9 protein-coding genes are annotated in these 24,162 nt (G+C 46.9%); 7 read left to right on the top strand and 2 right to left on the bottom strand.

What is annotated here, in order from left to right; all coding sequences use genetic code 11:
* Positions 1-224 precede the first annotated feature (224 nt).
* From ACEW9O_RS21390 to ACEW9O_RS21420, 7 genes are all read left to right on the top strand, one after another.
* Complete coding sequence (locus tag ACEW9O_RS21390; protein WP_373552242.1) at positions 225-545, top strand: hypothetical protein; 321 nt, start codon at positions 225-227, stop codon at positions 543-545.
* A 121-nt stretch (positions 546-666) separates the two neighbouring features.
* Positions 667-2,022, top strand: a complete 1,356-nt coding sequence (locus ACEW9O_RS21395) for an ATP-binding cassette domain-containing protein (RefSeq protein ID WP_373552243.1) — start codon at positions 667-669, stop codon at positions 2,020-2,022.
* A gap of 190 nt (positions 2,023-2,212) precedes the next feature.
* Entirely contained in the window at positions 2,213-3,322 is a 1,110-nt protein-coding gene (locus tag ACEW9O_RS21400) for a fatty acid desaturase (RefSeq protein ID WP_373552244.1), read from the top strand.
* A 78-nt stretch (positions 3,323-3,400) separates the two neighbouring features.
* Positions 3,401-6,676, top strand: a complete 3,276-nt coding sequence (locus tag ACEW9O_RS21405) for a thioester reductase domain-containing protein (protein WP_373552245.1) — start codon at positions 3,401-3,403, stop codon at positions 6,674-6,676.
* An 87-nt stretch (positions 6,677-6,763) separates the two neighbouring features.
* A complete protein-coding gene (locus ACEW9O_RS21410) occupies positions 6,764-7,984 on the top strand; it encodes an MFS transporter (protein WP_373552246.1) in 1,221 nt (406 codons plus the stop codon).
* 398 nt (positions 7,985-8,382) lie between these two features.
* Positions 8,383-9,066 (top strand): choice-of-anchor E domain-containing protein, encoded by a 684-nt coding sequence (locus ACEW9O_RS21415; protein ID WP_373552247.1) that lies wholly within the window; start codon positions 8,383-8,385, stop codon positions 9,064-9,066.
* A gap of 55 nt (positions 9,067-9,121) precedes the next feature.
* Positions 9,122-21,433, top strand: a complete 12,312-nt coding sequence (locus ACEW9O_RS21420) for an SdrD B-like domain-containing protein (protein ID WP_373552248.1) — start codon at positions 9,122-9,124, stop codon at positions 21,431-21,433.
* Positions 21,434-21,556: 123 nt separating this feature from the next.
* Here the strand turns inward: ACEW9O_RS21420 and ACEW9O_RS21425 are convergent, their stop codons facing one another.
* Positions 21,557-23,110 carry a helicase HerA-like domain-containing protein gene (locus ACEW9O_RS21425; RefSeq protein WP_373552249.1) on the bottom strand — a complete coding sequence of 518 codons (1,554 nt, stop codon included), beginning with the start codon at positions 23,108-23,110 and terminating at the stop codon, positions 21,557-21,559.
* 4 nt (positions 23,111-23,114) lie between these two features.
* Complete coding sequence (locus ACEW9O_RS21430) at positions 23,115-24,038, bottom strand: DNA/RNA non-specific endonuclease (protein WP_373552250.1); 924 nt, start codon at positions 24,036-24,038, stop codon at positions 23,115-23,117.
* Between the last annotated feature and the right edge of the window lie 124 nt (positions 24,039-24,162).

The raw sequence follows: 24,162 nt of genomic DNA on the forward strand, positions 1-24,162 counted from the left end.
AGAGCACTGTAGTAAATCTTCAAAAATGCTTATTTTGTTGAGCCACATCACACTACTGGATATTTTTGTTTTTCAAACGCGGAGGACATGAATAGCCCCGGGCTTCAGCCTGGGGCTATTCATCACCTCCGAGCAAAATGTCCAATAGTGTGGAGCCACACATCTAAATACTTGATTTTATCACCAATATTAAAGCCGTGAAATTGCGATTCAACAACCCATTCGTGCCAAAAACAAGCTTACAGCAATTGGCAGAAACCTTGGGCAACGCCCGTTTGCGCTATTCCACTGAGGGTCGAGGCGGCACCGTTTTTTTTGAAAGCAATGAGACCAAATTCGACATGTGGTGGGAATTTGGTGGAGGTGACGCCTTGGCAATCATTGACATCCCCTCGGAGCAACAGTGGGTGGCAAGAACCAAATTACCCCTAGAGAAAAGATCCACCATTCTGGATTACATTGGGCAGCAGGTCATTCGGGATCAGGCTTCAGGTAAAGGGACTTATGAACTCAGCGAAAATTATTTGACCGTATATCAATCATGAAATTTTACTTTTGCTAAAACACTTAGTAGTGGGGCAAAATGAGCACTTATTTTTTTATCGCCCCTTATGAACATTTTGGGATCTTTGTACCTTCGTGGCTAAATTATTTTAACAGGTATCAATGTCGCTCATAACTGTAGCTGGATTACCCATTGGTGATCAGGTGCTCAATTTTGAACTAAAGGCTCAGCACCTTTACGAAATCACTGGCCCCAATGGCAGCGGTAAATCCTATTTGGCCCGCGTCCTCTGCGGCAAAGTATTCAACAAAAACAACATTTCCCGCCAGCTCAGCTTGACCGAAATCTCCTACACCGATTTTACTGCCGATGGCTCGGTGTTTCAATATTCCAGCTCTTATTATCAGGAACGTTACCAGAGTGGAGCAAAGTTGGAGTCGATCAAAGTCATTGATTTTCTCAAACTCCAACAGGCTGACCCGGCTACCGTTGATTTCGCCCAAATCATTCTGCCCGCCAAGTTATTGGATCGGGAAATGATTGAATTGTCAAGCGGGGAAACCCGCAAGGTACTCATCGCGAAAACCTTGCTTAAACCCGCCCAAATTTACATCCTCGATAACCCCTTCACCGGATTGGATGCGCAGTCGACCGCTGATTTATCAGACTTTTTGCGGCATTTTCACGAGCGCAGTGGCTGTTGTTTGTTAATCCTGACTGTAAAACCCCATTTTACCCAGGATGCAGCAGTGGAGTGTATTTATTTAATGCCTTTTACCAGGCGGAGTGGTGTCATGCCAGACTTACTGCAATTGCCTCAATTTGACAGCCCTGCTGCCCCCTTTGAACGCGTTTTTGACATCCGCCAGGGACAAATCCAGGCAGGTGGGAAACAATTGCTCCGCGAAGTGAACTGGTGTATTCGCAAAGGGGAAAAGTGGTTGTTGCAAGGCCCGAATGGTTCGGGCAAAACGACCCTGACCAGTTTGATGTACGCCGACAATCCGAGTGCATATGCGCAGGATTTGATTATTTTTGACAAAAAACGGGGTTCGGGTGAAAGCATCTGGCAAATCAAAGCCCGCATCGGCTTTGTGTCCCCCGAAATCCAAAATTACTGGCCACAAAGCGCCAAGGTATTGGATGTGGTACAATCGGGCTTGAGCGGCACCCAGATTTTGGTGCGCCGCATTACGTCAGCGGAGAAAATCCACCTTAATGCTTTATTAGAAGCCTTGGGTTTAGCTATTTTTGCCCAGACACCACTGGGGCAATTGTCTTCAGGTGAAAAAAAGCTGGTGATGATTGCCCGGGCCCTGGCGCTCAACCCCCCAGTCCTGATTTTGGACGAGCCTTTTCAGGGTTTGGATGCCGAAAGAACCGCTCTCGTACAAGCCCTATTCAGCCAATTGGCGGACACTGAGCGAACAATTTTGCAGATCGCGCACGAGGAGTCAGAGATTTTGGAATGCATTCAGAAACGGGCTTGGATTGAAGGTGGACGATTGAAAATCTAAGTTTTGCATCGGGTTATTCAATGTAGCACAGACACACTACCAAATAATATAGATCAACAGGCTAGTAAATATAGACAAGCTTGTTACATTTGGGGATTAAAGGGTTTGCTTTCATTGCCTACTTCCTGCAATGAAAGACTTGTTGAACTGAAAGTTCCCTGCGATTTCGAAACAAAAAACACTATTAAATATGTCAACCACTTCTGTCGATAACAACGCGGCATTCAAAAAGGTTTTATTTGAAAGGCTGAATTATTTTTTTGAAAAAAATCAGCTTTCTAAAAAAGGCAACTGGGAAATGACCCTAAAAGTTGTTTTTGCATTGGCTTGGTGGATAGGAAGTTACGTGTTGTGGTTTGCGTATAGCTGGAACTACACACAGTTCTTTTTCCTGTATTTATTGCAGGGGTTGGGGCAAATTTTTATGTTTTTGAACATCGCCCACGATGCCAACCACAACTCCATCTCTAACAAAAAAATCATCAATAAAACCCTCAGTTATGTGCTGGACGCCTGTGGCATCAGCTCCTACATGTGGCGCATCATGCACAATAAAGGGCATCATGCCGTAATGAACGTTTATGGAGACGATGAGGGAATTTTTGCCCATGGCATTTTTCGCTTCTCTCCTCATGCGGAGTGGAAATGGATGCACCAGTTCCAACACCTTTACGTTTTTCTCATGTACGGGATTACCACCCTCGATTTCCTTTTTGTGAAGGACTTTGAATACCTGTTTTTCAAAAACAACAAGCACATCGAAAACGTAAAACATCCCTTGAAAGAATGGATTACGATCATCGGGAGTAAAATTCTTTACCTCGTTTATATGATTGCAATTCCCGTCATGGTGCTCGGTTTTTCTTTTTGGCAAGTTATGCTTGCGTTTGTGGTCACTCACCTCATTATGGGGTTGGCAGCGGCTTGGATCATTCAGACTGCGCACCTACTTGACATCAACGAGTTTCCTGAAACACGCCATGACCTGGATTTTGCTGACCATATTTTTGCTACCACCACAGATTATGCAACCCGCAGTCGCATTGCAAATTTTATTTGTGGAGGCTTGAATCACCACGTGGTCCATCACATCTTTCCCCAAGTTGCACATACCCACTATCCCAAATTGACGAAAATAGTCCGGGAAACCGCGGCTGAATTTGGAGTAGAATACCGCGAAAACCGCTATATGTATCAGGCAATGGCCCATCACCTCAAGCTGCTCAGGCTATTGGGTAAACCGCCGGTAGCAGTGACTTCCCAAAACTTAGCTAAAGACAGTAATGCATCTGTCTCTTAGGGGCAATGGCCCACTACTTATTGAATGAAAGAAAACAATTCGAACAACCAATTGACAATAAACGCATAAGCCTTGCCTATGAATTCTATTTTTGAAAGACTTGATTTCTGGGTGGATCAACAACCGGACAAGCTCCTCTTTTCATTCCTCGATATTTCTGGCAATCAAACAGAGAAATACACGTATAGTGAATTTATCTATCGCACCAACGCAATTGCGAGTAATTTGTACAATGAGCATAACTTTCCTGTAGGAAGCCGCATCTTACTGGCGTACCCACCGGGATTAGAGATGATTTGTGCTTTTTTTGCTTGCGCACGCCTGGGGTTGATTCCGGTGCCTGCCTATCCACCCACCTCACACGGATTTGAGTCATCGCTCAATAAAATGACCTACATTGCCAAGGATTGCCAAGCTAAGGCCATCCTGACCAGTCGGGATTATTATTGGTCGGTCAAGCTCAATCTATCTCGCACCAATATCGCGGAATCATTTTTTAGCACGAGCTACATCTCTAAACTCAGCTGGATCAACACCGAAGATTTCAGAGACGTCAACAAAAACGGATTCAAGGAAGGGCATTCTGATGTGTTGTTTTTACAATACACCTCTGGTTCAACCAGTGAACCCAAAGGGGTGATGGTGTCTCACCAGAACATCTTGCACAACTGCGATCTAGCCACCGAATTCGTCCCAGTTGGAGTGAGTTGGTTGCCCCAGTATCACGACATGGGTTTGATCGGTTACTATATTTACATTGCTTTAAAGGGAGGAACCACCTATGGCTTTTCTCCTCTTGACTTTATACAGCGCCCGGCTTTGTGGTTGGAAACCATCACCAAATACAAAGCAACCCACTCTTCGGCGCCCAATTTTGCTTTCGAATATTGCTTGCAAGCTGGAAAAATTTCGGAGCAAACGCTGGAAAAAATTGACTTGAGCTCACTCGAATACCTGATGACCGCCGCTGAGCCAGTCATTCCGGCTACATACACGCGGTTTTTGAAGTTTTTTGAACCCTTTGGGCTCAAACCAGAATCAATCTTCGCTGCCTTTGGTTTGGCAGAGAATACCTTAGCGGTGACCAATTATGGTCGAACTTATGTATCGGTGGATTCGGTTGCTTTTAAACAAAACAAACTGAAGTTGTTGCCGGTATTGTCTGAGCCGGATGCTGGAACCAATATCATGAACTGTGGAGCAGCACTGGGGGATATCATCGTGAGAATTGTGGACCCCCAAACTCGACATGCACTCAAGGAAGGACAGATTGGGGAGGTTTGGCTAAGTGGAAAAAGCAAATGTCTGGGGTATTGGGACAAACCAGAAATGACCAAAAAAATCTTTCAGGCTTCAATTGTTGGTGAAAACCAAAACGCCAACAATTACCTGCGTACAGGAGACATTGGCTTTTTGTACCAGGATGAACTCTACATCTGTGGCCGAGAAAAAGACATGATCATCATCCGGGGGCTCAATTACTTTCCGCAGGATATTGAAAAAATTGTAGAACAAACGGCCACGCCACACGTGCGCCACGGATTTTCTGCCGCCTTTGATGTTTTTGAGGGAGAAGAAAAACTCGTGGTAGTAGTTGGGGTCAAAAACCCTAAATCCCTGCCGGATCCACTTCCCATCGTCAATGCGATCCGCAAGGGCTTGAATGTACAAACCCATATTATTGCCTTTGTCTCCGCCAGGGAAATACCCAAAACCAGCTCGGGCAAAATCATGCGGCACAAAGCCAAAGAGTTATGGGAGGCGGGGCAGTTCAATGTGCTTGAGCAGTTCTCTGGCGCGGCAGCAGTTGAACATTTCCATGAGGAATGCAAAGGCCCGGTTTCGCCCTTGGACGATCTTAAACAGAAGTACGGATTTACAGGAGAAGAAACCTACACCTTGGGTAAGGCTGGTCTTGAATCAATCGACCTGGCCGTTTTGATGCACGACATCAAGGAACTGCTCAAAGAAAAAGGTGCGGATGCGCTCTCAAAACAAATTGACCTGCGCTTAATTCAGGAGATTTCCATTTCCGAATTGTTTGACCTGGTTGCACAATTTGAATCCGCATCGGCACTGGCAATTCTGCGCTTGAAAAAAATGATTGACACGCTGCAGAAGGAGCATACCGAAATGGAGCAAAAAATCATGTTGAGCGATGTCCATTTGTCGTTTGATCCAGAAGTACCAACCTATCCCGTAGAGCACCGTGCGACTGATGTGTTGCTTACCGGGGGTACGGGCTTCTTTGGCCCTTTCATTCTAAGAAGTATCCTGGAGCAAACCGAGCAAAGGGTGTACGTTTTGGTCCGGGCCTCCAGTGAAGAGCAGGGTATGGAACGCTTATTGGCCGCCATGGATGCCGTAGAGCCGATGAACGCCCAATTGGAGACGGCCTTCAGAGAGCGGGTTATTCCTGTATGTGGCGATTTAGGTCAACAACAACTCGGCTTAAGTCGGGACAAATGGGAGTTTTTGGCGAACAATGTTCAGGAAATTTACAACAATGGCGCTACCGTAAACTATCTATTCAATTACGATCGGATGCGCAACGTCAACGTGGTTGGCACCAACGAAATCCTCAAACTCGCTTTCCATGGGAACCCCAAGGTTTTTAATCACATCTCCACCACCTTTATCTTTGGATGGGCGGTCAAAGATGTGCTTTATGAATCGACCACCAACGACAACATCAATCTCCTCGATTTCGGCTATAGCCAAACCAAATGGGTATCGGAAGAAATCGTGAAGGATGCCCTGAGCCGTGGACTCCACGGCCGTATTTTCCGTCCGGCCCTGATTACACCGTCCATCCACGGAGGAGGCCACAACTTTGACATCTCCATTCGCCTGATCGCGTTTATGTTCAATTACAACATCGGCGTAGATGCTCAAAATCAGGTCAGTTTTTCTCCGGCGGATCGAGCTGCCCACAACATCGTGGCTGCCTCCAACATGCCGGATACCGTCAATCAGACTTTTCACGTCGTTCGAGATGTCTATTCCAACATGCGCGACATTACGGACATCATCACTGAACTTACGGGCAGAGAGTTTGTGATCTACCCACTCAAGGAATTTGTCCCAGTGATCCTTGAACGTTGTACCAAAGACGACTTGCTTTTCCCATTGCTTGACTTTTTGGTGCGCTCAGTGGAGAACATTTCGGCAATGGAGTTCAAACTCTACGACAGCAGCAACTTCCAGGCTGCACGAAATGCCTCTCCAGTAGGTTGGCCAGATCCAACGCTGAAAGAGACGGTAAGAGGGATTCTGCTGTTTTTGAAAAAGAATAAAATCATCGACTTTGAATTTGTGCCAACGGAGCAACATGTTGGTTATTCACAACAATAAGCCTTTGCCAGTAAATGCTTGATCAGATTCCAAAAGCCGATCGGGCATTTACTGGACAAACCCAAAAGAGCCACTAACCGCCCAGTCATGTCTAAAAACACCAACAGCATTTTTCAGCTTGCCGTGATTGTGAGCGCCCTCGGTTTTTTTGTGGATGTTTACGATTTGTTGTTGTTTGCCATCATCCGCAAACCCAGTTTGGCTGATATGGGACTTAGCCCCGATCAAGTGTTGATTCAAGGTGAATTCATCATCAGTGTACAAATGATTGGTTTGTTGCTGGGTGGTATTTTATTTGGCATCATCGGCGACAAAAAAGGGCGTTTGAGCGTTTTGTTCGGCTCTATTTTGTTGTATTCAATTGCCAACATCCTCAATGGTATGGTGGTGAACGTAGAGCAATACGCCATCTTGCGCTTCATTGCCGGGGTAGGACTGGCTGGCGAATTAGGTGCTGGCGTAACCCTGGTGAGTGAATTATTGCCCAAGGAAAAAAGAAGTATGGCCACCGGCTTTATCGCCGGGTTTGGGATTTTCGGGGTGGTTTTTGCCTTTCTATTGAGCCGCTACTTTGATTGGCGAACCTGTTATTACATTGGTGGTGCTTTAGGAATTGGACTCTTGCTCATGCGGGTGAGTGTGCGAGAAAGTAGTTTGTTCCACCAGGTCAAACAAAGTACAGCGCAGAGGGGAAATTTTTTGATGTTTTTTACCAACAAAAAACGCTTCATCAAATACCTGCAATGCGTCCTCATTGGTTTGCCGGTATGGTACATCATTGGCGTATTGGTGACTTTTGCTGATCAATTCGGACAAGCCTTCAACATCAGTGGGGTTGACCCAGCCACGGCGATTGTTTGTTTGTACTTGGGTGTTGCCCTAGGCGACTTTTCGGTAGGCTGGTTGAGCGAACGGTTAAAAAGCCGCAAAAGAACCTACTTCATTTTTGTAGGCATAACGCTGGTATTTTGTACCCTTTATTTTCTGCAAAATGGCAATAGCCCCAGTGTTTTTTATGCCCTCTGCTGGGGCATGGGTTTTGGTGCAGGATTCAACGTGGTGTACATCACCATGGGCGTAGAGCAGTTTGGTACCAATCTACGGGCTTCCGCAGCCATTAGTATTCCCAACATGGTGCGAGGGGCTCTGCCCTTGATTATCTGGATGTTTAAGGGCTTGCGCAGCAGCACAAATAATTATATTACAGGGGCTTGGCTAACGGGTGTAATTTTGTTTTTGTTTGCGATTGCCGCGGCCTGGTTTATGGAAGAAACGTATGGAAAAGATTTGGATTTTGTAGAGGAGTAAAATTACACAAGGTCATACTAAGGTCGCCTATTTTACTTTTTTTGAAAAATTCAGCTACTGTGTTTCATTTTACCGAATGAATGTCTACATTTGCATTGTAATAGAATTATGCTGTTAAATACTTTTGACTCCCTTTCTGAAAGTTCAACTCCCTTTATTTTTCAATTTAACTACCAAGTACCCTCTGTAATGCTTGATTTGTAGTGCTTTAGCACTTCAAGTTCTACCACTGCGCTAACTTTTCGGTTTTGCATCTGTGACTAGGTTAATTCCTCAGTCTTCAGAGTAGTATTTTCTTTACTATAAAAAACTTGATTGTTGTTTATAGATGGAAGAGGTTTGTCCTGTTCTAGTCTATAGTACTGGTAATTAATGACTTTGTAAATCAAAATGTTCTCATGAAAAAAAATTACGACTTGCTCCACACCGGAAGCGGGATGCTAAAGTATTGCCCTAAAGCAATAACAAGACTTTGGGAGAATTCGCCGCACCACCAGAAAATGCCGAAGGGCACTTTGTTGTACTTCGCCTTACCGCTTGTAACACTCTTTTTGTGGACAGATTTTGTCCAAAACAGTGTGGATACTACAGCCAACCGCATCATCGCCACTGTAGAATCTTGCAACGAGGTCACTTTCCTCAACAACAGTCAGCCCACAACCTTGAGCTTGCCCAAATTCGACCCAGCACTGGGCACTTTGCGCAGCGTGGAAATCATGACCGAGTGCATGATCATGGCTGATGTAGCAGAAAAGGAAGTGAAGGGAAACAATTATGCCCTGCTATTGAATGTGGATTTGACGGCCGAATTGCCCAATCAGGCGCCCAAGGTACATCAATCCAGCGCCAAGTTTAGCAAAACCGTGCGGGATGAAGGCATGCAGCAAAACGGCTTTACCGAAACATTCAAAGACGCCAAACAAAATACCGAGCTGATTACCACGAACCTGGCAGCCTTCACTGGCAGCGGTAACCTGAATATTCCATTGAGTGTAAATGGTTTGATCAATTTTAAAGACGACGTTTCGACCATTACCTCAAATCTAAAAGCTAAGATCTGCATCAAGTACAATTACGACTAGTACTTGATGTTTTTTTATTTTTTTTTTCCAGTATTGAACACATCATAATCACTTTATGAAAAAATTTTACACCTACCTCCAATTGGGGCTCTGGCTGCTTATCGTGCTAGCTATGCCTCAAATTGGCTCCACTCAAAGTTGCACTGTCACTCCAATTGACATCAGAGAGAAGACCGACTGGACAACCAATTGCGCTCGAACTATTGAAGAGTGCGATTTCACCAATGGTCCCTTGTGCAACAATACTGCCAGCTCAAACTGGCTGCTCCTCGATCAAAACAACTACTGTATTCCCAAGCCAGCTTGTAATGCCGTTGGCTTTGATAAGATTTTAGTGACTCAGGGGCTTGAGGGCACTTGGAACGTAAAAAATATCGGTTCAGGCACCCAAAATACCCGTGTAAGGCTAGAAGGTTGTATCAAAGCTTGGGTGAATAATATCGCTTTTACCCCGCTTACGCCTAACGTATTTACAGGGTTAATCACTCTAGCTCCAGGTAAAGATTCGTCGGGAACATTTGTCCCTCAAACTTCTACTGTAGAATTTGGAGGCAGTTACACTGATTTATTTGCTGCTACTTGTAGCGGAAATGTGTGTTTTGAAGGATTGGCCGACGGGTTTACTTCACTGTCCATTAGCAGTGGAAACTTACAAGCCATCACCAGTGTGACCGGTTCACTTAAAGCATGCGTCACTTACCGTACTTTTGCCTGGAACGTTACTGGAACTGAAGCTGCCTGTGAAATGAGTGCAGATGGAAAGGTCTTTGTAAATTTCACACCCGCACCAGGAACAATGGCCAGCGATTACGAAATTCGGGTCGGCAACGGCGGAGCATGGACTGTAAGTCAAGCAGCAGTCAGTGGTGCCAATACCATCGGTGGCTTGCCTGCGGGAAGTTATACCGTTGCAGTGGTCTACAAACCGCTCGCCAATGCGGTTATTCCTAGTAATGATGCAACCTGTGGATATTGCAAAGCGAGTGTCACAATTGGTTCAGCTACTGCAACCCTCAGCTGTTCATCTGACCCAGATTGTCCAGGTGGTTCAGCCGATGGTTCTGTAACGGTAACTGTAGGAGGAAATCCCGGTACCGTTACTTACAATTGGGGCGATGGCAATACCAATGCCACACTCAGCAATTTGTTGCCTGGTGATTATACAGTAACGGTAACTTATGGCCCGAATGGCAAGTGCAGCAAAACGACAATTTGTACGGTTCTTGCTGCACCCGGTGTAGACTTTGATGTTACCCCCACAAACATCGTTTGTTTTGGGGCCAATAACGGAACCATCACAGTGGATCCTACCACCGGAACTCCCAATTTCACCGTTGGTGTAACGGGGCAGACCAATAAAACCAGCAATGGAGGAGCAGTAAGCTTCAATAACTTGGCGCCCGGCCCCTACACCATTACGGTGACCGATGCCAACGGTTGTATAACCACTAAAATGGTTACCCTCACTGAACCCAATCCCGTCACCATCACCTGTGCAAGTGTGAACACTTCCTGCAAAGGTTTATCCGATGGTAAAATCAGGGTAACGGGTGTGACCAGTGATGTGGGTGGGCCCTATAAAGTAAGTGTGGATCAAATTGCCGGCGGGAACAACGACATTGCCGAGTCCGTGCAAACCATTCCTTATGAAGCTACAGTGGGTACCGGAACTTACGTCATTACTGTCAAAGACAAAAATGACTGTATTGCGCGTTGTACCACCATTGTAAAAGATGGTTTTACTCCTGCCATTAACTGTGTACGGACCCAAATTGCCTGCTTCGGCGGCAAAGGAACCATCACCGCTACGGCGAGTGGGACCGATGCTGATGGCAATCCCGTAGGCAGTACTTTTGACTATGTCCTTTCTGGTTCCGCTTCGGCAAGCAACACCACGGGTATCTTTACCGGACTCAGTGCAGGCACTTATACGGTAACGGCAACCAAAACTGGTAATGTGGGTTGCTCAGTTGCTTGTACCGGAAATATCATCGTCGAGCCTGCTCAATTGTCTTGTACCATTACGGGGAACAACAGTGTTTGCCGCAACGAAAAAATCACCTTCACTGGCCCTGCGGGAATGACCAATTATGTATGGACGGTGACGGGCGCAACTTTCACTGGTCAAGGTACCGTTAGCATTGAAGTAACGGCACCTGCTAGTGGAAGTTTTGAGGTAAAATTGAAGACCCAAAAGACCAGTACAGTTGACAATGTCACCCTTTGCGAAAGCGGCGAGTGTACCAAAATGGTAAGCGTAACCGTACCAACTTGTCCGATAATTGCGCCCAAGACCGTTTGCGCGGGTACTCAAAATGTGGAGTACGATGCTGGTTCAGGCTATACCAATATCGTTTGGTCCACCAGTAACTCCCAAATCAGCATTGCGTCTGGTCAGGGTACGCACAAAGTGAGGTTTAATGTAGCCGCTACTGCCGTGGGACCTTATACCATCACTTTCACTGCCAGGCAAAATGGATGCCCAATTTCTTGCGAATATATCCTCACGGTTGATCCATTGCCAAGCATTGTTTTAACGCCAGAGCAACCCGTTTGCCGGAATCCACCAACTGGTAAAATTACCGCTGTGGCCAGTGGGGGTACTGGACCTTATGTGTTTGTGATCCGTCAAGGTGCCGCAAATGGCCCCGTCATTACGCCAACCATTACCAATCTAACCACTACAAGCCTGATTTATAATGGCCTGGCAGAAGGAACCTACTATATTACTGTAACTGACAATAAAGGTTGTTCTTCTGATCCATCGGTACAAATCCTCGCCGTTGTCAATCCATTGGATTTTACGCTCACACTAGATTGTGACAATCAAGTGGCGGGCAACGTAGCCGTTAATTTGACCAATATAACGGGTGGTGCTGCTGCACCCAATGGTTATGAATACCAGGTTGATGGAACTGCTGGTACCTGGATTGGCCTGGTCAATCCAATTTTCCTTCCGGTCAACAGCGGTAATTATACCATTTATCTCCGCGAGAAAGGAGTAGCAACTGGTTGTGATCCTTATGGTAAAGTGATCAATACTACCTGTTGTAAATTAGACGGTTTATGTAAACTGACCACCCCTGCACCAATAATCGGCTGTGATTTGAGTGGTGTACCTGGTCCAAAAACCAACCCAACTGATGTATTCAGCGGGGTTACTTTTTGTACAGAAGCCAGAATCCAAGTGACCACTACCAATGGCGGTTCCTTATGCGGTGGTGGTTTAACCCGCACCTATACTTATTTACTGTATGATGATGTAATTGACAATAATATTTTTGACGCGGGTGAGCCTTTCATTGCTGGAACTTGTGCTGAAACGTATACGGTTACCCCTCCACCCGTGGTGATCAACTGTCCGGCCAACAACCTGACCATCCCAGCCTGTACTTCGGCCGACGATGCACAAACTTTTTTGACTAACTACAAAGCACAATTCTCCTTCAGCGGAGGTTGCAATGCTGTACCTAGTTTTTCAGCAGTTGTTTTACCCAATCCTTGTACAGGTGGCACAGTGAGCCTTATTTATACGGTGACCAGTGATTGTGATACTAAGTCCTGCACCAAGTCGATCATCCGCACCGTCAATCCAAGCATCACCTTGAATTGTGCGGACAATGTCAACATCACCACTTGCAAAACCCAGGATCAGGTCGATACGGAATTCGAGAATTGGCTGAGCCAGTTCAGTGTGACTGGTGGATGCAATGCTACCGGAAGATTCGATGGCGAACCCGAAGCTCCATTAGCTTGCGGCGGCACTACAACGGTTACCTACCGGGTGGTCGACCCTTTTGGTTGCAACACTCAAACCTGCACCAAAACCTTCACGGTTACGCCTCCAGCATTGGTGATCAACTGTCCAGCCAACAACCTGACCATTCCAGCATGTACTTCGGCCAACGATGCACAAACTTTGTTGACTAACTACAAAGCACTGTTCTCCTTCAGCGGAGGTTGCAATGCTGTCCCTAGTTTTTCAGCAGTTGTGCTGCCCAATCCTTGTACAGGTGGCACGGTGAGCCTTACTTATACGGTGACTAGCGATTGTGATACCAAGACCTGCACCAAGTCGATCATCCGCACCGTCAATCCAAGCATCACCTTAAATTGTGCGGACAATGTCAACATTACAACTTGCAAAACCCAGACTGAAATCAATGACCAGTTCGAAGACTGGTTGGGCGACTTCAGTGTGACGGGTGGTTGTGATGCTACGGGACGTTTTGATGGCGAACCTACTGCACCCCCTGCTTGTGGCGGTACAACTACCGTTACTTACCGTGTGGTTGACGCATTTGGCTGCAACACCCAAACTTGCACCAAAATCTTCACCGTTACGCCGCCAGCATTGGTGATTTCTTGTCCAGAGGAAAAACTGTTTATTACTGCTTGTACTTCTGTAACCGAAGCACAAGCCCTTCTGGATGCCTACAAAACCCAGTTCTCCTATACAGGTGGCTGCAATGCTGTAGCAACCTTCAGCACCGTTGTATTCCCCGAACTGTGTGTAGGTGGTGTTCTTAACATCAAATACAAAGTGATCAGCGATTGTGACCGGGATTCTTGTATCAGGGAAATTGAAATTGAAGCACTTCGCCCCGTAAGTGTGGGCGACACCGCTTTTGTCGACAATGACCTCGATGGTTTACAGGAAGCTGGTGATCAAGGTTTGGCAGGGGTAACTGTTACCCTGTACAATGCCACCACCAATACTACGCTTACTACCAACGCCTATGGGTTTCCACTTTATCCGCTGGTAACGGATGCCAACGGTGCCTACCTGTTCGATAGCCTTGCCCCAGGCAGTTACTACGTGGTGTTCAACAAAAATACCGCTGTAAATGGTGCCAATTATGTGCCGACCATCCAGAATGTAAACGCCAACGGCAACGATGCAGATGACTCCGATGCAAGTCCTACAAATGGGCAAACGGCAGCAACGCCATTTTTGAACGCTGGCGAAAAGGATCTCACCCTCGATGCCGGCTTCTACCTGCCCGTAACCGTAGGGGATACTGCTTTTGTGGACAATGATTTCGATGGCTTACAAGAAGCTGGTGATCAAGGTTTGGCGGGTGTAACTGTCACTTTGTACAATGCCGCCACCAATGCTGTGGTCACTACCAACGCTTATGGCCTTCCAGTAGTACCACAAGTAACCAACGCCAACGGAGCATACCTTTTTGACAGCCTGGCGGTAGGCAGCTACTACGTGGTGTTCAACAAAAACACCGCTGTAAACGGTGCCAACTACGTCCCAACCAAAGAAGACGTAAACGCCAATGCCAACGATGCCGACGACTCTGATGCCAACTCAGTAGGCCAAACCGAAGCAACAGGATTTTTGACCAGCGGCCAAAAAAACCTGACCCTCGATGCAGGTTTCTACTTGCCCGTAACCGTAGGCGATACCGCTTTTGTGGACAATGATTTCGATGGTTTACAGGAAGCCGGTGATCAAGGTTTGGCGGGTGTAACCGTTACTTTATACAATGCGGCCACCAATGCCATAGTCACCACCAACGCATATGGCCTTCCCGTTGTACCACAAGTAACCAATGCCAACGGAGCGTACCTCTTCGACAGCCTGGCGGTAGGCAGCTACTACGTGGTGTTCAACAAAAACACCGCAGTAAACGGAGCCAACTACGTACCAACCAAAGAAGACGTAAATGCCAATGCCAACGATGCTGATGACTCTGATGCCAATCTTATTGGCCAAACCGAAGCAACAGGATTTTTGACGAGCGGTCAAAAAAACCTGACCCTCGATGCAGGTTTCTATCTGCCCGTAACCGTAGGGGATACCGCCTTTGTAGACAATGATCTCGATGGTTTGCAAGAAGCAGGTGATCAAGGCTTGGCAGGTGTAACCGTCACGTTGTACAATGCCACCACCAATGCCATAGTCACCACCAACGCATATGGCCTTCCAGTGGTGCCACAAGTAACCAATGCCAGCGGAGCATACCTTTTTGACAGTCTGGCGGTAGGCAGCTACTACGTGGTGTTCAACAAAAATACCGCTGTAAATGGTGCCAATTACGTCCCAACCAAAGAAGACGTAAACGCCAATGCCAACGATGCCGATGATTCCGATGCTAACTCAGCAGGCCAAACTGAAGCAACAGGATTTTTGACGAGCGGTCAAAAAAACCTGACCCTCGATGCCGGCTTCTACTTGCCCGTAACCGTAGGGGACACTGCTTTCATCGACAATAATGGCGATGGTTTGCAAGACGCTGGAGATGAAGCCTTCCCCGGTGTAACAGTTACGCTATACGATGCCACCAACAACACCATTGTCACCACCAATGCATATGGTCTTCCGGTGGTACCACAAGTTACCGATGCCAATGGCAAATACCTCTTTGACAGCCTGGCGGTAGGCAACTATTACGTCGTGTTCAACAAAAACACGGCTGTCAATGGTGCCAACTACGTACCAACCAAAGAAGATGTGAACGGCAATGGCAACGATGCAGATGACTCCGATGCCAATCCTGCCGGCCAGACCGAGCCAACCGGATTTTTGACAAGTGGACAAAAAAACCTGACCCTCGATGCCGGCTTTTTCTTACCAGTAGCAGTAGGTGATACGGCTTTTGTAGACAACGATCGAGATGGTTTGCAAGAAGCGGGGGATGAAGGTCTGGCTGGAGTGACCGTTACGATATTCAACGCCAATGGCACACCTGTAACCCTGGATGCAGCAGGTAAGCCTTACAATAATATCACAGTTACTGGTGCCGATGGCAGCTATTTGTTTACGAAGCTTCCTCCGGGCAGCTACTATGTGGTTTTTGACAAAAGCACAGCGGTAAATGGTCCGAATTATGCGCCTACCACCCAGAATGTAAACAGCAACGGCAATGATACCGATGACTCCGATGCTCATCCAACTACTGGACGTACCGCAGCAACGCCGTTTTTGACGAGTGGACAAAGCGACCTGACCCTAGATGCTGGTTTCTATCTACCCGTAACTGTAGGCGACACTGCCTTTATTGACAATGATTTCGACGGTTTACAGGAAGCTGGTGATCAGGGCTTGGCTGGTGTAACGGTTACGCTATACGATGCTTTAACCAATACGGTGGTCACTACCAATGCTTTTGGCCTTCCCGTAGTGCCACAAATAACGGATGCGAATGGGAAGTACCTGTTCGATAGTCTGGCGGTTGGCAATTACTATGTGGTGTTCAACAAAAACACCGCTGTAAATGGTGCCAACTATGTACCGACCAAAGAAGATGTAAACGCCGATGCCAATGATGCTGATGACTCTGATGCCAACGCTGCTGGCCAAAGCGACCCAACGGGTCTACTGACGAGTGGACAAAAAAACCTGACTCTGGATGCGGGCTTCTATCTACCTGTAAGCGTAGGCGACACGACCTTTGTTGACAATAATGGCAACGGCTTGCAAGATCCTGGCGATCCAGGCTTACCTGGTGTAACGGTTACGCTGTACAATGCCGCAACCAATACTGTGGTTACGACTAATGCATATGGCCTTCCAGTGGTGCCACAAATAACGGATACCAATGGAAAATACCTGTTCGACAGCTTGGCTGTGGGCAGTTACTACGTGGTGTTCAATGTAACTACTGCGGTTAATGGTCATTTGTATTCAACTACTGAGCCTAATGTAGGGAACAACGATAGCAAAGATTCTGATGCCGATCCTTTCACAGGCCACACTCTTGCAACGCCTTTATTGACAAGTGGGCAAAGCAATACCACACTGGATGCAGGTTACATTTTGTGTGCACCGATTTCCTGCATCAATGTGCAAGTGAAATTAGGCAACAACTGCGAAGTGTTGATCACCCCTGAAATGGTATTGGTGGGAACCACCAATTATCCATCAGCAGCTGGATTCACCTTCCTGGTAGCCGATATGAATGGTCGGCCAATACCAGGAAACCTGGTGACGGGTCAGTACGCTGGAATGCGCTTGCGTTATTCCATTCAACGAAACGGCTGTACCGATATCTTGTGCTGGGGTGAAATCCTGGTAGAAGATGGCAGCCGTCCTCGGATTGCACGGACAAGTTTTACGCCCAATCCAGTTTACTGTTTTGATGCCAACTTTATTGTGAATAATCCGAAGACGATTGGTGAGCTAGGCGTTAAACCCTCTCCACGGCAGATTCCAGCAGGTACAATTGTGTCTGGTGGCAACATCAATGACGAAGTGCTGAACCTGGGGATAGCCGAATTTTTCTACTGCGACCCAACTTGTAAAGTGTCTGTAAAATGGAGCGACAGACTGGAAGTTTACGAATGTGATTCGATCAACGCTACGGGCACTTGGGGTAGAATCTACCGGTCATGGGTAGCTACCAATTGTAATGGAATGATCAAAGATACCGTGCAAGTAATTGTGCTGAAGCGCCCTGCATTAAGTGCATTTGCCTTTACTGGCAAGGGTGAAAAAGACCCTGCTGCACCTGCTTATGACTGGACAGTGACTTACAATGCATGTAGTCCAGACAAGTCTTTGATTAAGAAGGAAGACTGGATGCCCCGCATCAACAGCACTTTTCACATGCTTCCAGATTTGGATCGTCGTTTCTTCCTGGATCAGGTGGAGTGCAACTATTCAGTACAAATCAAAGACACCGAGTTCCCGATCTGCAATGGCAAAGGGCTGAAAATCGATCGCGAAATCTATGTTTTCGATTGGTGTAAAGGAGGTATCGTGGATACCTTCCACGTCCTGATCAAAATCGGTGACTTTGAAGCTCCTACCTATGAGTATGCTCACGGCGCTCCATTCGACATCTCAACCGGTCCTATGGATTGTACTGCAGCGATTCCTGTAACGGTTGCGGGTATCAAGTCTGCATTCGGAGTGACGATCAAGGACAACTGTACGCTGGGCAATGTCAGTGTGAGTGTGTACACCAAAGATCGCTACGTCAAAGGAATCCTTGTTTACCAAGGCCCTGATAATCCATTCTGTAGAACCCGTGATGCAAATGGTGCTAAATTGCGCGGCGACCATGAAGAATATCAACTAGGCGCTTGCAACAAGGAGGACATCTGCTGGGAAAAAGTGGATTATGCAGTAATGAACGGCATGATGATTGGCCTTCCAATAGGTAAACACCTGATGGTGATTGATGCCTTCGATGGTTGTTACAATGCTTCTACTGCCTGTTTCATTTTTGAAGTAAAAGACAAGATTGCACCCGTCATGAAGTGCGACGATGACCTACATGTGACCTTGAGCAACGCCAATGGCTATACCAATGGCTATGCGCAAGTAAGTGCAGCGGACATCGACGAAGGCAGCTGGGACAATTGCAAACTGGCCTGGATTGCAGTCCGCCGCAATGTACCCGATGGCTGTGCTGCGAGCTTCATCCAAAAAGGCTACGACACCAACGGCAACGGCAAATTGGATGCCTTACCTGCGGATGGAGATGTGACCAAAGCAGATGGTTTTGACCTAAATGGCGATGGCGACATTGCAGACTTTGGCGAAACCTTCATTTTGAAAGGTGGCAAGTTGATGACGCCGCTGTTAGATTATGTTGAATTCTTCTGCTGCGATTTGAGCGAAAGAGTAACGGTTGAATTGTGGGGTGGTGACATCTACGGCAATACCAACTACTGCTGGATGGACTTGTTGATCGAAGACAAAGTAGCACCTACTTGTAATGCGCCTTGGGACGTCACCATCTATTGTGATGACAAAAACCTGGGCTCAATCGACGACAAAGTAGCTTCAGCAAAAATCTTTGGTGACCTGACGATTACCAGTGGCAACGATTGTGCAGCCCTGGATACTGTGTACACCGTGGAGAAAAAACTGAAGTGTGGTGCTGGTTACATCATCCGCAAATGGACTTTGACCAAACAAACGGTCAAAGGCCCAATTTCAATTACCTGTAGCCAGAAAATCATCGTACTGGGCATCCACGAGTACAACATTTGTTTCCCTAAAGATGCTACTTCGGATTGCAAAACGCCAATCGTTGATTCAGTGCTGACCGACGAATTGGGTTGTGACATTCTGGCCGTGAACGTTTTTGACAAACGTTACGATGCATCGGATGATGAGTGCTACAAAATCTTCCGTACCTATACCGTCATCAACTGGTGTGCTTACACCGATGAGTGCGGCGACCCAATGGCGGAAGGCAACGTATACGTAGTAGAACGCAGTACCTTTGGAAACTACGGTAAGGCACCAATTTACGTGCTGGTTCGGGACAAAGATCGGGATGGCAATGAAGAGTTCTACCTGTCGAAAGACCTGACTCCAAACAATGCCGATGACGAGCGTTTTTATCCACCTACCTGTGGTACAACACCTAAATTAGTGGAGAATAAGGTGGTACCAATTGAAGGTGAATACTACCAAAGCTTCATGTACACCCAAATCATCAAAGTGTACGACAGCGAACTTCCGGTGGTTACGGGTGTAAGAGATACCTTCTGCACCAGTCCAATCGCCTGCACTGCCAACATCACCAAGGTGGTGACGATCAAAGACAATTGTACCGATAAAGTAGAATTGGAACGTCAACAACTGATGATTGCACCATTCCAGTCACTGGATGCTGGTAAGATGATTACTTACAGCACCCCACGTTGGAGTACCAAAGACCTGGGCAATGGACAATACGAAATCACCGTGAGCAACCTGCCCGAAGGCACCCACGATTTGATCGTAGTTGGCCGGGATGAATGTGGCAACCTGAGCCTACCGACCCGGATCCCATTCGTGGTGAAGGATTGTAAGGCACCAGCACCAATTTGTATCAATGGACTGAGCACTGAATTGATGCCTGATGGCAACAATGGTGGCATGATGGCGATATGGGCTTCTGATTTTGTTGCTTCCAAAATTTACGATTGCAACGGTCAAGGACCAGAAACACAGGAAGGTTTGAAATTGGTGACCAAATACTCGATCAACCGGGTTGGGGAACCAGTAGTATCTACTCAAACTGGTCTCAACCTGACTTGCGCTGACGCTGGTAAAGTTGTATTGGTTGAATTGCACGCTTGGGACAATGCAGGCAACCATGATTTCTGCGTCACTTTTGTAGAGGTACAAGACAACCGCAAGGTTTGTCCTGATCCTAGTAACGTTGTGACTGGCGAAATCAGTGGTTTGGTAGCTACTGATGACGCAGAACCTGTGCTGGGAGTGAAAATTGATGTCAGCGGTGGGGCTCAAATGAACCAGAATACACTGACCAACGGTTTGTTCAACTTTGGCAAATTACCTCTTGACAGTGACTTTACGGTAGCTGCACAACTGGACAAGGATCACCTGAACGGAGTATCTACGTTTGACTTGGTACAATTGCAAAAACACATTCTCGGTGTACAAACGATCAACAATCCATACCGTTTGATTGCTGCGGATGTCAACAATTCCAAGTCGATTTCTACCCTGGACATGATTCAGATGCGCAAGTTGATCCTGAACATTGACGAGCGTTTCAGCAATGTGCCCAGCTGGCGTTTTGTGGATGCAGCTTACCAGTTCCCCGACCCAAACAACCCCTGGATAGAAGCTTTCCCAGAGGTTGTGAACGTCAATGACTTGGCGGGTAAAGTTCAGGCCAATTTTATCGCCATCAAAATGGGCGATGTCAATGGCAACGCCCAAGTGAGCAGCACCGCAAGTGCCGAGGTACGTAGTACCAAAGCCCTGCAATTGACTACTGAAGAGCAGGAACTGAAAGCTGGACAACGCTACACTGTAGCCATCCGGGCTAAGGATCTGGCAGCTATTCAAGGATTCCAATTTACACTACAAGTTGATCCAGCAATGGCTCAATTGGAGAACATCGAATACAATGGTGTGATGAAAGCCGACCATTTTGGTTACTTCCCTCGTTCCGGCCAAATTACATCGTCATACGTTGGGGCACCGCTTGCAGGTGCCCCTCTTTCCAGCACAACTGCGGAGTCGGTACTGTTCACGCTACACCTCAAAGCAGAGTCCAACCTGCTTTTGAGCAAGGTGTTGAATCTCAATAGCCAATTGACTCCTAAAGAAGCGTATGACAAAGAGGATGAACTGATGGATGTACAATTGGAGGTGAAAGGGGCAACCCTGAGTGATTTGGCGGCTTTGCACCAAAACACACCTAACCCATTTGTGGAGGAAACGTCTATTGGTTTTTACTTGCCCACAGCAAGTGCAGCTACTTTGACGGTGCGTGATGTTAAAGGTGCTTTACTTTATCGCCTGGAAGGCAACTACGCCAAAGGTGAGAACCAGGTTACCCTCAAGCACGAGCAGTTGCGCAGCAGTGGAGTGTTGTACTACACTTTGGAAACTGCAGATTTTACTGCAACGAAGAAGATGATCTTGTTAAATAAGTAATCTTTGTGAGTTATGAATGATGAATGATGAGTGATGAATACCACAACAGACTTGAAAAACAGAGTATCTAAGTCGCTGCGGTAGCATCATTTATCACTCATCATTTATCATTTATAACTTCTTTTATCTTCTTTTTTTGAATCCTAAAACCGACAACAAGCCCCTAGTCAATTCTCGGGTCAAAGTCCCCGCAATCTGTTTCGTGGTTGGGCTGCGCAGGATGTCCTCTACAAAACTGCGTTCCCCCCGTTTGGTGCGGCTGGATTCTTTGCTGGCTTTTTCCAGTTCTTCCCGGCGTTCTGCCTGGACTTTTACCTCACGAACTGCATCCATTTTGCGCTGCAAAATTTCTGCAGCACTTTCGCGGTCGTTCACTTCATCGTATTTTGCTACCAATGAAGAACGCATCACAATGCGGTCAATTTCGCCATCCGTCAGCACATCCATGCGCGATTGTGGTGCGCGCATTAAGGTGTAGGCTAGGGGAGTGGGGATCCCCTTGTCGTTGAGTACGGTCACCAATGCTTCCCCAGTACCCAATTGCGTGAGTACTTCATCCACCTCATAATACTCGCTGATCGGGAAGTTTTCTGCCGCCAGTTTGATGGCTTTGCGGTCTTTGGCGGTAAAGGCGCGGAGGGAGTGCTGGATTTTTAGCCCCAACTGGCTCAGCACGATATCCGGCACATCGATCGGGTTTTGGGTAACAAAAAACACCCCAACCCCTTTGGAACGAATCAGCTTAATGATCACTTCGATTTGATCCAATAAGGCATCGGGTGCTTCATTGAACACCAAGTGCGCTTCGTCGATGAAGATCACCAACTCTGGTTTTTCTGGATCCCCTCTTTCTGGGAAGGTGCTGTAAATCTCTGCCAACAATTGGATCATGAAGGTGGAAAACAACTTGGGACGATCCTGAATATCCGTCAAACGCACAATGTTGACCGAACCGTGGCCATTGGCATCTTTGCGGCAAAGGTCGTCTACCTCAAAGGAGGGTTCTCCAAAAAAAACATCGGCTTTTTGTTGCTCCAGTTCTACCACTTTGCGCAGGATATTCCCAGCTGAAACGGAGTTCATGGTACCGTAGCGCTCTTCAATTTCCGCTTTGCCTTTCCCGGTGATCCATTGGATGACTTTGCGCAAGTCTTCCAGATCGAGCAGAGGAATGTTTTTGTCGTCACAGTATTGAAAAATCACTGAAAGGATCCCCGATTGTGCATCCGACATGTCCATCAGGCGCGAGAACAAGACCGGGCCAAACTCGGTTACGGTAGCCCGCAGGCGAGCCCCTTTTTCCCTGGAAAGGGTGAAAAACTCCACCGGGTTGCCCTCCGTTTTAAATGGAATGCCGATTTTTTTATGCCGGTCTTCAATTTTAGGGTTCACTTCACCCGGCATAGCAATCCCACTGAGGTCGCCCTTGATGTCCATCAACAGCACTGGAACGCCATTTTCGGAAAGTTGCTCGGCCAGTACCTGCAAACTTTTGGTTTTACCCGTACCCGTAGCGCCACTGATCAAGCCATGGCGGTTGAACATGCGCAAAGGAGCGCTGATGGTCAGGCCTGGAATGGATTCACCATCCAATACCGCTCCACCCAATGCAATCGAAGCCCCTTTGAAGGTGTAGCCCTGGGTAACTTCCTCAATGAATTTTTCTTTCTTAGACATAGCCTTATTCTTCTTTGTTCCACTTATTCACCCGCAAATCAAACTTTTTTTTGCTAAACGGCCAAAAATCGCGGTTGAATTTACTTTCCAGTTCACGTTCCAATTCTCGAGTCATGAGTTCTGGGAAAAAATTGATGCCCGTTTGTTTTTCTACTTCGTCAATACTAACGGCGTATTTGAACAAGGGATCGTAACTCACTTCATTGGGAACAATAAAAGCAATCGCTTTTTGATCTGGATCGGATAAATCTAGCAAAACTTTATAAAATGCGCTAGGAACTGTCACTTCATTCTTGCCAATCGTGCCTTTTCCGCCATCTTTCAGGATTGGCCCGGTGACGACGTAGAGTTTTTTGAACTTGATGGCCCAATCGCGGGTCAATTCTTCCAATTCTTTCCAAATGCCTTTGTTGAAATCGCGGGCTTGTGGACTGATGTTGCTAAGGTAAAAGGTTTCGGTGATCGCAGTGGTATTGAAGGCCATATCTGCTGCGGGCACCAGGTGACCTCGATCGTAACCAGATCCGCGATAATCGCTCAGGGTGGCCGAACCGCTGCGCACTTTGGGATCGGCCTCAAACAGATCTGGGCGATCTTGCCATTCCATTTGCAGGCGTTCGCGGGTGAGTACGTAGGCTACCCACTCGGCTTGCTCGTGGCGCTCGTTGTACGAAAGGGTGTAGTATTTGTGCTGTACAATGGCGCCTGTACTTGATGTAGGCAGGTAAAATTCCTGATCGTCAACCTTATCAACCGGGGTGACGACTTCTTCGGTTTTGGTCTCATCAGTGGGAAGATTTGCGGGAGAATTTGAAAACCAATTGTAAACTGCAATGAGCCCGGTAATGATGGCGGCAAAAAGCCCAACGCGCACTGCAGTACCGCTTCCAGAGCCTTGTGGTGTGTGATTTCTTCTGAATTTAGCCATAAGAGCAAATAGCTTGTTTTGAATTGTACGCTGTTCTAGATTTTAAAACAAAGTTGAAAAAATATTTTGACAATCAAAAAAAAAGTCTATTTTTGAATAAAAGAAAAAATCATGATACCCGATT

It is taken from the genome of Haliscomenobacter sp., assembly GCF_041740695.1.
Taxonomy (GTDB): domain Bacteria; phylum Bacteroidota; class Bacteroidia; order Chitinophagales; family Saprospiraceae; genus Haliscomenobacter.